Genomic DNA, 13,556 nt, shown 5'->3' with positions numbered 1-13,556 from the left:
GTCCTTGCTCAGGAAGAAACCTATTTGACGGCGCCAGCCGTAAGACCCCGGATGTAGGATCTTTGAAGAATGAGAAAGAGGATCATGCAGGGGATCATCATCAGGGTGACACCAGCCTGAACAGCCCCCCAGTCGACAGAGCCGAAACGCCCATAGCGCACGGCGGTCATGAGAACCGGCATGGTGAACTTGCTCTGGTCAGTGAGCAGCACCAGCGCGGCAAGAAACTCGTTCCATGCATTGAGGAAGGCGAACAATCCCACGGTGACGATGCCGGGCAGAACCAGAGGCCCCATCACCTGAACCAGCATCCGCCAGCCCTTCACGCCATCCACGCGGGCCGCTTCCTCGATTTCCTTTGGCACCGCATCAAACGCATTGCGCATCATGAAAACGGAAAAAGGCAATTGCAGCGTTGTATAGATCAGGACCAGCCCGATGAGGGTGTTCTGAAGTCCAAGCTTTGCCAGCAACAGGAACAGGGGCGTCAGGATTGACTGAAACGGGATCATCATCGTCGACAGGATCAGCACAAAAATGAAGTTTTTGAGGGGAAACCGATAGCGCGAGAAGCCATAGCCCGCGAGCAGAGCAACCACGATGGTCAGCACGGAAGTCCCGACAGACACAAACAGCGAGTTGCCCGCATAATGAAGAACCGACTGTCCGAAATTTTCCAGCCTGTCATAGCTATCGATGCTGAAACCATCCCGAGGCCATGGCGGCAAAGGCGGGGTGGTTGCCTCCACCGGGGAGCGAAAGCTTGATAGCACCACCCAGACAAGCGGTGCGAGAAACAGCAGCGACACCAGCGTGGCTGTGACGTGGAACAGCAGCTTGTGATAACGATAGCGCCCTTTGCGGGGTGCCGGAGCATCCTTTTGAGCCTGTTTGTGCTGCATGGTCATTGCATTCATTTCTTTGCCTCCTTGTCGCTCAGGAGGGTCAGTTGGATGATGCTGAGAACCAACAGGATCAACAGCAACACCATCGAAAGGGCGGCTCCGTAACCAAGGCGGAAGGAAATGAAGCTCTCGTTGAAGATCTTGTAAACCGCGGTCACCGTGCTGTTTTGCGGTCCACCATTGAGAATGATGTAGAATTGGTCAAAGGCCAGCATGGACCCCGAGATGCACAGGATCAGCGCAAGGGCAAAGGGTTTGCGGATCAGCGGCATGATGATGTAGCGGAACCTTTGTGGCCACTTGGCGCCATCAATGCGGGCCGCCTCGATGTAATCTGTCGGAATGGATTGCAGGCCACTCATCAGGATGACCATGAAGAAACCCGCCATCTTCCAGATGACCATGGCAATCACCGACCAGAAGGCAGGGGTGAAATTGGCGAGAATATTCACCCTGTCAGTGGTCAGACCGATGTTTTGGGCCAAGGGGGAAAACAGACCGGTGTCGACATTTGACAACCAAACCCACAACAAAGCAGCCGAGGCAAAGCCTGTGACGACGGGCAGAAAGAAGATTGTCCGGTACAGGGAAACGGCCTTGCCCTGCCCCTGAACGATCAGTGCCAGCCCCATGGCGACACCCAGCAGACCGATGGTGATCACCACTGTATATTGAATGGTGAACCAAAGTGATGACCAGAAACTCTTGTCGGTCAGAAGGCGTTCGTAATTATCAAAGCCAATCCAGCGCGGAAAGCCCATCAAGGGCCATTTGTGCAGGGACATCCAGGCGGCCATGCCAAGCGGGACAAGAAAGAAAATAATGACGAGGAGCAACGCCGGAAGCACGAACAAAAACCCGTTCCATTGGGCCAGTCTGCGCCGTTTGCGTCCCTTGGGCACAGCTGTCTCTGGCCCTGCCGTAAGACTGTCGGTCATGGATTGATCCTTAAGAACAGTTGTCTGCAAGTCCCGCCGACTGGAGCTGGAGCCCAGTCGGCGGTTGCTGCAAGCGGTAGATTTGGAGGATCTTACCGGGAGCTATCGATGATGGACTGCATTTCTTCTTGTGCGTCGTCCATGGCTTCATCGACGTCTTCGCTGCTGTCAGCAAAGAAGGCCTTGTTGAGCATGGTAACCCATGGCCCGTTCTGAGAGTTGATCAGGTCGTTGAAGACCGGGCTGTAGGGTGTCCGGCCACGATCCATTGCCTTGGCGGCAATCAGATACCGCGCATCAAGCCCGTCAAGTGCTACCTCGGCAACGTCGGCGCGAACCGGAAGCGAGCCATTTTTGGCAAGTATCGTCTGACCTTCCGGCGAGTAGGCAAATTCAATAAAGGCCTGAATGGCTGGCATTTTTTCATCGTCGGTCGCGGCTGATACGACGATGTTGTCACCCCCGGCAAAGGAGGACCAGTCGCCGTCTTTACCCGGCAGATAGGTCACGCCATATTTAAGATCAGGATATTGGTTGTTGAGCGCGCCGATTGCAAAAGACCCGGATGGAGCAAGGCCGATATTGCCGCCCGCAAAGGCTGCGAAGAAGTTCACACCAGCATCGGTCTGTGATCCGGCAGGCACCAGTCCGTCCTTGACCATGCCACGGTAAAACTCGATCGCGTCTTTCATTTGCGGCGTTTTCACCGTTGCGGTTCCACCCTGATCCTCGAACAGATTGCCCCCCGAGGCCCAGACCAACGGTGTGAAGGTGAAGATGTTACAGCCGCCGCAATTGCCGGAGAAATAGAAGCCGTATGTTTCATCACCGAGCGCGGCAACCGCTTCGGCATCCTTGCGGATTTCCTCCCAGTTGGTCGGCGCTTTTTCTGGATCAAGGCCGGCTTTCTTGAAGAGATTTTTGTTCCAGATCAGAACCGAGGCATCGGCCGAGAAAGGCATGCCGTAGATCTTGCCGTCGTAGGTGCCGACGCTGAGATGCGCCTTGGACAGCTTGTCATAATAGGGCAGACCTTTGGCAAACGCGGTCATGTCCTTGAGCTGACCGGCCATCGCAAAAGACGGCGTATAGATCAGATCGAGAGACAGGGCGTCCGGCTGGGATCCGCCAGCCGCAGCGATGGCATATTTCTGCACCAGTTCGTTGACGGGCACGATTTGCAGTTCGGCCTTGTCTTCTCCCTTGGCGTTGAAGGCTTCCACGAGCTTTGGCATGAATTCCGATCCGTCGGAACGGACCCAGAGAGAAAAGGTTTCTGCCTGCGCCAGGCCGGGCAGTGCGAGCGCGGCAATGGCAACACCACCGAGTAATGCTTTAAGAGTCACTTGTCTTCCTCCTCGTTAGTTGCCTCGCTGAGCAGATTATTGAGACAACGTTTGCGCAATTTGTGTGTTCCTCACCCTGCATGGCGTGTCATCAGCGTTGCAGGGTCTGCTTGTCCGATTACTCGGACCCCGTTCCTCCACAGGACTGTCGCACGACCAGACTACAAGGCAGCTTTCTCAAACCGGAATCGATTTGCTTGCCTTCAATCATGTCGAGCAGTGCTAACCCTGCACTCTTGCCCAAACGGGTGAGCCCCATATCCACCGTCGTCAGCGGCGGGCGCGTTGCTTTGGCAAAAACTTCCCAATTGTCGAAGCCGACAATGGCTACATCATCGGGGACCTTGATCCCCATATGCGAAAAGGCATCGACAACGCCTCTTGCAATCTGGTCGTTTCCGCAAAAAATCGCATCGGGTCGATCCGCAGCGGTTTCAAAAAGTCTGTAAGCCGTTTCGTAACCATGCTCTTCGGTCCAGTTGCCGAAGATGGCTTCGCAGTGGGGCGCAAGCCCGGCCTCCTCAAGGGCGGCCTTCCATCCTGCACCGCGCAGATGCGCAGCTTCAAAAGACGACATGCCAGTGATATGCGCAATCTTGCGTCGTCCCAGTGAGATCAAATGTTGGGTCGCGATTCTGGCGGCGTTGAAATCATCAGGCACGAACCCGATCGAACCGTCCGGGCATTTGGAATAGACATAGACGACCGGCATCCCGAGCCGAGAAACGTCAACCGGCAACGCGCGATCGATGCGCTTGCCGGTGATCACCAGACCGTCAACCCTCTTCTCTTCCATGGCGCGCAAATTGAGCTGCATCCGTTTTGGCTCTTTTTCGCCTGCGCTCAGAAACACCGATACACCTCGATCCGTCATGGCCGAGGATAGACCAGCAGCAACCGGAAGGGTAAATCGCCCATAGGTGTCATCGGTGAGCAGACCAAGGGTGAAGGACCGCTGCTGAACGAGGCCTCGCGCCATGGTGTTCGGGCGATAGTCCAGGTCTTTGGCAATCTGTTGCACCCGCAAGCGTGTGTCTTCCGACATCCGCCCTGTCCCATTCAGTGCCCGCGACGCAGTCGTCACACTGACACCGGCTTTCGCAGCGACGTCTCGGATGGTGACATGTTGGATCACCGTTGCTGGGGTTGGACTTGTTTCTGAAGCCACGGTCTCTACCTTTCGGCGCATTGCAAAAATCGCGGTGAGATAACGTTTGCTCACTCGTGGTTTACCGTTTGCGCAACGTAAAAATGGACTGATAAGCCAATAGTGTCAATGCGGAAATTTCTTTTATGATCGGGAGAGTTTCTATTATTGCTTGTAAATTTCTACCACACGCAAAAGGGAGCTTGTCCACGTGATGGAGAGAGGATCTCTTGATTGCCCATCGCAGCGTCTTGAAAAGACCGGCAAAATCCGACGGCAACAAGGGTGCTTCAATCCTGTCGAGGCCACGCCTGCATGGCGGTCCCTTCGGGATGGGAGATTTCTAGCCTCCTGTTGAAAACAGCCATGTCGCCCCAGATATTGATCAATAGACTCTCGGACCGCGTTTCTCCGCTGCGTTGATGGCAGCACCCGCGAGGACTGCGAGATGTCTGGCACTTCAGCAATGCATACAAGGCAATTTTGGGAGATGGAGAAAAGCGAACAGGCGCGGTACCGCGCCTGTTCAATGCTCAATAGATCAGACGTGTTTATATTCCTGCCTGAGGCCTTTGAAGATACACCAACACATCAACAGCAGAACGAGTGTGAAGGGCAGACCTGTCGAAATGACCATCGCCTGCAACGACCCCAAGCCGCCACCGATCAAGAGGACGATGGCGACCAACCCTTCGAAGGTACACCAGAAGACCCGTTGTGGCACCGGTGCATCGATCTTGCCACCTGCCGTGATCGTGTCGATCACCAGTGAGCCTGAATCCGACGAGGTGACGAAGAACACGATCACCAGCACGATACCGACCGTTGAGGTGATTGCCGCAAGCGGAAGGCTTTCCAGCATTGCAAACAGTGACAATTCCGGTTTGTAGGCATCGATCACGTTGGCCTTCACCGCGCTGTCGCCGAGATTAGCAATCATGTCGTTGATCGCAGTTCCGCCAAACACAGACATCCAGAAGATGCAGACAATCGACGGGATAATCAGCACGCAGATGACGAATTCACGGACCGTCCGACCACGCGAAACACGGGCAATGAACATGCCCACGAATGGTGACCAGGAAATCCACCAGGCCCAATAGAAGGCAGTCCAGCCTTCGCGGAAACCATCATCCGAACGCCCGAAGGGATTGGATAGCGGCACAACCTCTTCTGTATAGGCAACGAGCGTTTTAGCAAAATCGGTAAAGATGCCAACGGCCCCTGCGGTGAACAGAACGAAAAGCAGGAGCGCGATTGCCACCACCATGTTGATCTCGGACAGAATCTTGACCCCGCCGTCAAGCCCTCGCAGGACAGAGACCAGTGCAATGGAGGTGATGCCGATGATGAGGATAACCTGAACGGTTACACTGCTCGGAATACCATAGACAAACTCCAGCCCGGCATTGGCCTGTTGTGCGCCCAGGCCAAGAGAGGTCGCAAGACCGAAGAGTGTGGCAAAGACCGCGATGATGTCGATCACATGGCCCCACCAGCCCCAGACACGTTCCCCCAGGATCGGGTAAAAGGCCGAGCGCATGGAAAGCGGCAGACCTTTGTTAAAGCTGAACAACGCCAATGCGAGCGCCACGACGGCATAGATGGCCCATGGGTGCAATGCCCAGTGGAATGAGGTCGCGGCCAGCGCCATACGCTTCGCAGCTTCCACATTTTCCGGTATCAGAGTGCCATCCTCGGTGAATGGGCGCACGGCACCCAATGGCGCGTCCCCCCAAGGGGTGCCGAAATAGTAGGCCGGCTCCAAAACACCGAAGAACATCAGCCCGATGCCCATACCGGCAGCAAAGAGCATCGCAAACCAGCCGAGATATCCGTAATCGGGTTCCGCGTCGGCTCCACCCAGACGGACGGACCCGACGGGCAACACAATCAAAGCGAGGCAGAACAAAACGAAAATGTTCGCCGCCGACAGGAAAAAGCCGTCAAAGGTGGATGTCAGTGCCGGTCGGAGCCAGCCAAAGAAGTCAGCCGCCTGCTGCGGGGCCAGCAACGCATAGACAACAAAGGCCACGACACTCAACCCCGAAATCAGAAAGACCGGGTTGTGAATGTCCAGCCCAAAGGGGCCAATGTTTGTTTCGATATTGTCCTGACCGATCTCATAATCGGTGTCAATGAGATCAGACGCGCCCTCTGGCGCGGGGATCCCCGAGGTTTCCTCTAAGCTCGTATTATCTGACATATTTCGGCTTCCCCTTTATTTCTTGATATTTGATCCTCTGCGTCATGGCCGCACCACCATCACTGAGCATTTTGCATGTTCCGCTAGACTGCCGCCGTTCGACGGCCAGATATAGTCCATGACGTTCGGCACGTGGCTAGCCATGACGACGAGATCGGACTCGGTGTCGCTGATGGCACGCATCAGCGCATCGTCAATCTCGGTTGCCGGGTCATGCGCGATCGCAGTATGCGCCGACGTTTCGACGCCGTGCTTGGCAGCCTCCGCCTTAGCAAATGCGTCAAGCTTCTGGCCGAACTCTTTTGGGTTGTGCGCCAATTTGCTGGGAGCGGACGACGTGACCCCCACATACACAATCGGCACGCCCCAGTGTTTTGCCAAATCGGCAGCACAGTCGAGAGCTGTGCCAAGCCTCTCGACATGAGCCAAATCGACCGGTGCCATTATTCTTTTGAACATTTATCTCTCCTCTGTTAGCCGGGGCGCAAATCAGGCAGGTTCCGGAGCTTTCATCTAAGCTCCTGTCCTCACTCACTTTTTTTCTAAACCGCAGTGCAGCTTTACGAGGAAAGGATACATGGTCTGAACCATGAGTCAAAAAAGGGGCCAATGGCATCAACGTCGAGCCCCGTTTGAAGCACCTAATTTTTGTGCGTATTTTCCAGACATTTGGCACCCGCACGGCGAGCAACCAGTTGCGTTTGCATCCTTCCTTCCCTTCTGCCTGCAAACGGGGAATGCACCCCAATGGCCATCAGGATGCACGTGGCAAGAAGGGGGCGAAACACACCCGATGGGTTGCATGGCGGGCCGTGCTTGTCTTGATGAGGCGAATGCTCAATCTGGGAAGATAGCCTGCGTGAGGCCGTCTCGGCAGCTTTCCTCACCAAGCTCCACGGTCACCCGGAGATGGAGAAGCCGCTGCTCGGCAAAAGTCCGCTCCGAGCCCCAAAAGCTGTTGGCAATTGGAATGCCTGCCATCTTGGAATTCAATAAAGGAATGGGACGAATTTCGCGGTTTTTTGGGCGTATGTTTCGAAATCTTTTCCGTATCGTTCTTCAAGATAGGCATCCAACGCTGGAATGTGAAACCAGACAAAAGCTGCGGTTATAAAGATTGGAACGGGCCATGCGAAGATAGATGCGGCGAGAATCGCCCAGCCGGAAAACAGGACGCTGTCGCCGAAATAGTTGATATGCATGGAATAAGCGAAAAGACCCTCGGTGTAGCATTTGCCTTTGGATGTTGGCTGCCTTTTCCAAAGCCAGCGCTGAACTTCGGACCCGCTATTGAGCCACGAGCCGATGAGGACCATGACTACGCCAACCCAGTCCAGCCAGCCAAACGGCGTTGCGGAGCCAGAGAGCGCACCTGCACCGAGCAGTAGAAAGCCGATTTCAAACACAGCCATAAAAACGACCAGCCCCAAAACCTCGGCCATCAGCACCCGGCGTTTGAGCAAGACAAACAGCGTCAGGATGTGGCGCAGAAAGTAGAATAAAGCACAGGCTGCCAGCACTTTTGCCCTGAATGGATCGGCCCAGTCAAAGCGGCCAAAGGCCAGCCAGAAGCAAATAGCCACCACACCGGCATGGAGCACGAAAAAGGCAATCTTCGGCCCAAAACTCTGATCGTGGTTGCGATCGACACCGCCGGATTTTGCCATGGGAAAGCTCCTTGATAGGGTTCGAAGACCATAAGACTGACAACGGACTGGTAAAGCGCGTTTATGATAAAATTTTGAAGCCGGACTGTGTAAGCTGTGATGTCTTGCAGCTCGGTTGTCGACCCTTGGCACTTGTGTTTCTTTAAAGACCTTCGATGCACCTGCTGCAAGGGTCAGTTTTGGGTTGCAATTGCCGGTGTCAATATGCCTCATCCGTCGACCGAAGGCCTAAGCACGTCTGATCGCATGTCAATCCTACCCGTTGAAGTGGGGCTTAGTGCACCCATTTCCAGCCGTTGCGTCGAAGCTTCGTATCCTTTGATCGATATTGGGTTATTGGTTTTTTGGGGCGCCCCGATGCCGCATTTTTTTTGAAATAGCTGGTTTGAGGCCAAAGCAGTCATTGAAATCGGAGGCTGTTCTAAGATGCGACAAACGGCTTCCAGAGAGCCGACCGCTGTCTTGCCTTTAATTGCTCGCGTTCTTGTAGACGAGACCAGACAGCGTTTCGCAATTGAATGAGCCTATACATCCATCAGGAGCTAGATAGAGAACAACCCTTTCTTCGACAGCTTTGACAAATTGCTGCTGAAGATCGCGCCACTTTGGAAGCAAATCGCGGGGCACTTTTCGCACATAAAACCTCCATTCTCGATAAAAGAAATAGTGAGAGCACTTACCATCACCGAAGCAGCTAATCTCGACAGGATTATCTTTTGAATTTACAAAGCCAAATGCTGTAAATGGTATCCGATTGCATCCCATTCTGTTTTCATTATATGTTGCAACGAATAAACCTAACTCATTGGCTTTGCTTGCAATGCCACAAATTTTTTTCTTCAAATTGAAGCTTTTCAGTTTTCCCTGCTGTTGGTAATTCGCCATTGGCCCTGATCCAGTTACCATTTCAAATTGGTAAGCCTTACCATCAATGATCACTGGCACCTTAAACAAAATAGCGCCTCTAATTCGCCGGTCTCCCGGCAAGAACAAACTCTCAAGAATGAAGCGTTCATCCACTTTGTCGGTCTCACAATAGAGCATTGCTTTCTTGTCATGCCGCACGTCTTCCATGCGCAATTTTAGTATGACGATCGCATTTGGGCTGTCGTAGTAGGGATCCAACCGTTCACCGGAGCAATAATATGCCCAACCCTTTTCGGCCTTAGGCAACTCATCCGCTTGTGCGTAAACTGCATGAAAAGACAAAGCCACACATAGCAATGTCAGAAGCCAAGTATTGGGAATCAGCCTCGGAGCCCATTTATTGATAAAGTGACCGCATGCCCCCATTACATTCTTCATCCAACTACTCCTGATCATTAGCCACTAGCTCGCTCTTGAATTCTGGCATGGTTCATTAGTTTAACCGACGCTTCGTACTTCGCGCATTCAATCAAAGCGCACAGTTAATACGATTGCCATCCTTAGGTGGAGCTAATGTTAAAAATGATACTTACCGACCAGTTTTGAGCGACGTTTTTTATGTCAGCATTTCAGCACTGCACCCTCAGTGCGTTCCATTGGATAAGTAGATTGCCTTAAAATTTACTTTTAATTTCAATTGCTTGTGAAAAGCCAGAATGTCACATGGCGAATTGTTAACGAGATCTTAAGCTGATCGTCAAGACTCAATTTGCAAGCAAAGCCAGCATCAATGACAAATTCAAGAAGACCTTTTTCCGCTCCTGTGATCGCATGTATTTTGGGGCTCATCTTTTCTTTTGCCTGCAGTCCCGCTTGGGCCTTGCACGCCTGGAAAGTCAGTTACGATTGCCCATCGGGCAGCACAAATACCACTGACTGGATTTGGGGTGATGCCAGCAAACTCCGAAGCGCAATCTCAACCACTTGCAGCATTGCCGATAGCGATCTGACGGTCACATATAACAGTTCCGCCGTTACTGGCGGAACAAATATGTGGGACATTTTTGGCGGCATAACCTATGTCTCAGTTCTGGTAAATCCCGGCAGTGCGGGTGAGACCGAGAAAGCCTCCACCGAAACAGTGATCGAAAATCAGGTCACTGCAAGCCTCACCCAGCAATCCCTTATCAATAGCCGCTTCATGTCTCAGGCGCGCAATCGGTTCGCGGCCGACGTCAATGGTAAAAGCCTTTCTGGACTGAACCATGTTGGCCCACTCGCCTATCAGGGTTCGATCGGAAGCTCCCCGTCGGCAATGGCCGCGCATGCGATGGCGATCTATGAAGATGAAGACAGCGAGACACATGCGCGGTTCGTGGTTTCCGGCGGCTTGACCTTCTCTTTTGATGATGACGGCTCAAAGAGCTTGATGGGATCGGGTCGTCTGGCGCGGGAACATCGCATCGATGAAGATATGCTGTTTGGCTATTTTCTTGGCGTTGATCTGGGCAAAGCGGATGTTGACGGTACCTACTCCGGTGATCAGACAAGCATCGGCGGCAATATCGGGGCCTATGCCGTTAAACGCATCCATCAGGCTTTCTTTGCCGACATGTTCGTGCAAGTCGGGCGCCAACATAATGATTTGGCTCTGAGCAATGGCACCACAGATGTTGACGGCACCTATTGGGCGACAACCGCTTTGATCGGCAGTTCCTTGTCTGGTGTGATCAGTTATGACGACTTCAACCTGATTCCGGAAGTCTCCGCCAGCCTGTCGCATGTATGGCTATCCGGCGACAAATTCGACGCCACCGCCTCTGGTTCTACCACTGATTTGGATCTGAATACGGAAAATTTGACCATTGCCCGACTTCAGTTCACACCACAAATTCAAACCCCGTTTAACGCGCTGTCTTCCGACAGCCGAACAGCAACCCTCTCTTTCGGCCCCTCTGTCCTTTGCCAGCACAAATGGGCTCGTGAGGATACCTCCGAATGTGGTGGCGGCGGCAGTCTGAGCCTTGATACCGTATCTCTGACAGATGGCTCTTCAATCCGCGCCAATCTGGATGTCGAGCGTCTTGGCGATACCACCACTCTCTATAGTTACCTGCGTTACAACCGTAGCTTCTGAATTCAGAGCAAATGAGAGAAGTCAGTCGGCGGCGCGCACGATCGCGTCGCCTATTCGAAAAGTAGTATTTTGCCCCAAAAAAAGAACTTCCCCATATCGGTCAAGTCAAACATGACGTGTCAAGATAAATGCATTTTTATCTACATGACTTGCAAAATAAAATAATATCTATATATACAGTATATCCGGAAAGACGGCTTCAGAAATTCTTTCTGCCGTCCAGCTTAATTTTCCCATTTTTTAAACCTTGCCACCCCAAGATCCCTGCGTTCTTGGGTGTTTTGCAGGTTGTCTCAAAATATGGGCCGGATTTAAAAGGGCATCAATCATGACAATTGGCACAGTAAAATTCTACAACTCAACGACCGGTTTGGGTGTTATCGCGCCGAACAACGGCTCGAAAGAAGCGCTCGTTCATATCTCCGATATCGAGCAGGCAGGCTTGAACAGCCTGATCGACGGCTTGCAGCTTTCCTATGACCTGCAAAAAAACGCCTGCGGCAAACGCCAAGCCGTCAATCTACAACTGACGGACTAACAAGGATGAAGACTGCACCAGAGGTGCGATCTTCCCAAACGAGGACTATAGGATGATCAGCATTGCCAGATCCAAGGCGGAGGAAAGTCTTTTCGCCATTCAGAAGCCCCCAAAGAAACCCATGAGCGACCTGGAGGTTCAGACCCTTAAGACCAGAGAAACAATCTCAAGGCTAAAGTCTCTTCGGCTCGCCCAAGAAAGCGATGGGCAGACACAGCCAAAAGCAAAAACACCAGTCCGAAGACGCCCGAAGCGTCGCTAGCGATTTCTTTGTCGCGGATTCACTCCATGGGCTCGACTGTTTTTCAAGTAATTTGCCATGCACCTTCACATTTCGTTCAAAAAAACTGCACTCAAAACAAGATTTACATCCAATAAAACAAGACCATAGCTTCCAAAGCCGTAGGGCGGTCTAGTCCTTTGAAACGCTGCACACACTATATGTGAGGCAATGCCGCCCCTCCCCTATTTTCCCGATCTCAAGCGATTGCACCATTTTCCTTGAAACGACTGGAAACAGTGCGTTGGGAACGACGAACCGGTTCATGGTGCAATAACCTCCCCCTGTCCGACAAAGGCGACCTCTCCGGCGACAGTGACCCGTTCCACATTTCCAGATGTACCAAATGGGGTTACGATGAGCGCACTGGGCCGCCCCATAAAATGGCCTTGCTTAAGCAAGACACTTTCGCTTGGTTGGGCAAGCCCATGCTTCAGAGCATAAGCACCAACGACGCCTGCCGCACTGCCAGTTGCAACATCTTCCATGATCCCGTCATTGTTCCAATGCCGCCCCTCAAAAGTGCCCACGTCAAAGAGATAAGCAAACTCCGCTCCGAAGCTGTTCAGCTTTGTCTCCAGATCCGGCACCGTAATGTGCGCATCAGCCAATCCACCGTCAACCGGCACCACCAAATACTTCAGGCCAGTGGAAATAACCTCCAGAGGAAGATCGGCTAACGCACCAAGATTGAAGGCTTGAGCGATTTCCGCCCTCTCCTCAACAGTGCCCAACATCTTGGGGCGTCCTTGATCCAGAGTGCCGAAATAGCGCCCATCTCGATATTCCGTGGTGACTTGCACACTTCGCCCAGCTTGCAATTCAAGGGTCCAGATCCGTTCGGAATCCGTGCCCGATTGTTTGTGCAATATACAGGCCGCCCCAATGATGGGATGACCTGCAAATAGAAGTTCTTTGAACAAATCAAACACTTGGGGGCATATCCGACCATTCGTTTGTTTCAAAAAGATCGATTCAAAGTGGCGCAGCTCTTGGGTGATGGTCAACATTTGATCGCCGCTCAGCCCCTCGCTTTCGGGAAACACAGCAAGACTGTTGCCCGAATACGGCTCGCTGGCGAAAACATCGCAATGGATAAAGTTGAAAGTTTGTTTGATTAATGACATAAGAATCCTACATAGCCAACAGAGTATATAGATGAATGACTATTTAGATTGTGACCAAAAGTCAATAGCACGTGACCTCAGTGCTGTCGCAAACGAGAACCGCCTGCGCATCCTTCATTGGCTGGCAGAGCCTGAGCGCCATTTCCCGCCGCAGGTCGATGGTGACTTGATCAATGACGGTGTTTGCGTCGGCTTCATTACTGAAAAGATCGGTCTCAAACAGCCAACAGTGACCAATCACATGAGAATTCTGCAAGAGGCGGGGCTTGTGGAGAGCAAGAAGGTAAAAAACTGGGTATTTTACAAGTTACGCCAAGAACGGGTTGAACAACTCCTTGCGGGCGTTGCCTTAATGATCCGAAGCAACAGCCCAACTTGACAGGCCGTATGCAGTCTTT

Annotated in this window: 12 protein-coding genes; 3 read left to right on the top strand and 9 right to left on the bottom strand. The window is 52.6% G+C overall.

From position 1 onward, the window contains the following. Positions 1 to 20 precede the first annotated feature (20 nt). From FDK21_RS16735 to FDK21_RS16700, 8 genes are all read right to left on the bottom strand, one after another. Entirely contained in the window at positions 21 to 917 is an 897-nt protein-coding gene (locus FDK21_RS16735) for a carbohydrate ABC transporter permease (protein ID WP_246657603.1), read from the bottom strand. Beyond that, on the bottom strand, positions 914 to 1,843 hold the full coding sequence (locus FDK21_RS16730; RefSeq protein WP_138150010.1) for a sugar ABC transporter permease: 930 nt from the start codon (positions 1,841 to 1,843) through the stop codon (positions 914 to 916). Before FDK21_RS16730 ends, FDK21_RS16735 begins: the two co-directional genes overlap by 4 nt. A 92-nt stretch (positions 1,844 to 1,935) precedes the next feature. Continuing rightward, positions 1,936 to 3,189: a sugar ABC transporter substrate-binding protein gene (locus tag FDK21_RS16725; RefSeq protein ID WP_138150008.1), complete on the bottom strand. Its 1,254-nt coding sequence runs from the start codon at positions 3,187 to 3,189 to the stop codon at positions 1,936 to 1,938. 118 nt (positions 3,190 to 3,307) lie between these two features. Then, positions 3,308 to 4,378 carry a LacI family DNA-binding transcriptional regulator gene (locus FDK21_RS16720; protein WP_138150006.1) on the bottom strand — a complete coding sequence of 357 codons (1,071 nt, stop codon included), beginning with the start codon at positions 4,376 to 4,378 and terminating at the stop codon, positions 3,308 to 3,310. Between the two features lie 499 nt (positions 4,379 to 4,877). Next, positions 4,878 to 6,542 (bottom strand): BCCT family transporter, encoded by a 1,665-nt coding sequence (locus FDK21_RS16715; RefSeq protein ID WP_138150004.1) that lies wholly within the window; start codon positions 6,540 to 6,542, stop codon positions 4,878 to 4,880. Between the two features lie 42 nt (positions 6,543 to 6,584). Beyond that, positions 6,585 to 7,001, bottom strand: coding sequence for a universal stress protein (locus tag FDK21_RS16710; protein WP_138150002.1), 417 nt, complete (start codon positions 6,999 to 7,001; stop codon positions 6,585 to 6,587). 530 nt (positions 7,002 to 7,531) lie between these two features. Continuing rightward, positions 7,532 to 8,422: a DUF1295 domain-containing protein gene (locus tag FDK21_RS16705; protein WP_210238821.1), complete on the bottom strand. Its 891-nt coding sequence runs from the start codon at positions 8,420 to 8,422 to the stop codon at positions 7,532 to 7,534. Positions 8,423 to 8,677: 255 nt separating this feature from the next. Further along, on the bottom strand, positions 8,678 to 9,514 hold the full coding sequence (locus FDK21_RS16700; protein WP_138150000.1) for a hypothetical protein: 837 nt from the start codon (positions 9,512 to 9,514) through the stop codon (positions 8,678 to 8,680). A gap of 613 nt (positions 9,515 to 10,127) precedes the next feature. Here FDK21_RS16700 and FDK21_RS16695 point away from each other — a divergent pair. Further along, on the top strand, positions 10,128 to 11,213 hold the full coding sequence (locus tag FDK21_RS16695) for an autotransporter domain-containing protein (protein WP_138149998.1): 1,086 nt from the start codon (positions 10,128 to 10,130) through the stop codon (positions 11,211 to 11,213). Between the two features lie 328 nt (positions 11,214 to 11,541). Further along, positions 11,542 to 11,751 (top strand): cold shock domain-containing protein, encoded by a 210-nt coding sequence (locus FDK21_RS16690; protein ID WP_114011487.1) that lies wholly within the window; start codon positions 11,542 to 11,544, stop codon positions 11,749 to 11,751. 543 nt (positions 11,752 to 12,294) lie between these two features. Here FDK21_RS16690 and FDK21_RS16685 read toward each other — a convergent pair. Next, complete coding sequence (locus tag FDK21_RS16685; protein ID WP_138149996.1) at positions 12,295 to 13,158, bottom strand: PhzF family phenazine biosynthesis protein; 864 nt, start codon at positions 13,156 to 13,158, stop codon at positions 12,295 to 12,297. Positions 13,159 to 13,189: 31 nt separating this feature from the next. Between FDK21_RS16685 and FDK21_RS16680 the strand changes: the two genes are divergently transcribed. Next, positions 13,190 to 13,537 (top strand): metalloregulator ArsR/SmtB family transcription factor, encoded by a 348-nt coding sequence (locus FDK21_RS16680; RefSeq protein ID WP_138149994.1) that lies wholly within the window; start codon positions 13,190 to 13,192, stop codon positions 13,535 to 13,537. The last annotated feature ends 19 nt before the right edge of the window (positions 13,538 to 13,556 follow it).

The sequence above is a fragment of the Cohaesibacter sp. CAU 1516 genome (assembly GCF_005771485.1).
Taxonomy (GTDB): Bacteria; Pseudomonadota; Alphaproteobacteria; order Rhizobiales; family Cohaesibacteraceae; genus Cohaesibacter; species Cohaesibacter intestini.
Note: the sequence above shows the minus strand (reverse complement) of the source record. Positions and strands in the feature narration are given on the sequence as shown.

What these genes read in the sequence shown, in the direction of transcription:
- FDK21_RS16680 (WP_138149994.1), top strand. Translation starts at nt 13,190, where the DNA reads ATGAATGACTATTTAGATTGTGACCAAAAGTCAATAGCACGTGACCTC.
- FDK21_RS16710 (WP_138150002.1), bottom strand. Translation starts at nt 7,001, where the DNA reads ATGTTCAAAAGAATAATGGCACCGGTCGATTTGGCTCATGTCGAGAGG.
- FDK21_RS16715 (WP_138150004.1), bottom strand. Translation starts at nt 6,542, where the DNA reads ATGTCAGATAATACGAGCTTAGAGGAAACCTCGGGGATCCCCGCGCCA.
- FDK21_RS16695 (WP_138149998.1), top strand. Translation starts at nt 10,128, where the DNA reads ATGTGGGACATTTTTGGCGGCATAACCTATGTCTCAGTTCTGGTAAAT.
- FDK21_RS16685 (WP_138149996.1), bottom strand. Translation starts at nt 13,158, where the DNA reads ATGTCATTAATCAAACAAACTTTCAACTTTATCCATTGCGATGTTTTC.
- FDK21_RS16720 (WP_138150006.1), bottom strand. Translation starts at nt 4,378, where the DNA reads ATGCGCCGAAAGGTAGAGACCGTGGCTTCAGAAACAAGTCCAACCCCA.
- FDK21_RS16730 (WP_138150010.1), bottom strand. Translation starts at nt 1,843, where the DNA reads ATGACCGACAGTCTTACGGCAGGGCCAGAGACAGCTGTGCCCAAGGGA.
- FDK21_RS16690 (WP_114011487.1), top strand. Translation starts at nt 11,542, where the DNA reads ATGACAATTGGCACAGTAAAATTCTACAACTCAACGACCGGTTTGGGT.
- FDK21_RS16735 (WP_246657603.1), bottom strand. Translation starts at nt 917, where the DNA reads ATGAATGCAATGACCATGCAGCACAAACAGGCTCAAAAGGATGCTCCG.
- FDK21_RS16700 (WP_138150000.1), bottom strand. Translation starts at nt 9,514, where the DNA reads ATGAAGAATGTAATGGGGGCATGCGGTCACTTTATCAATAAATGGGCT.
- FDK21_RS16705 (WP_210238821.1), bottom strand. Translation starts at nt 8,422, where the DNA reads ATGAGGCATATTGACACCGGCAATTGCAACCCAAAACTGACCCTTGCA.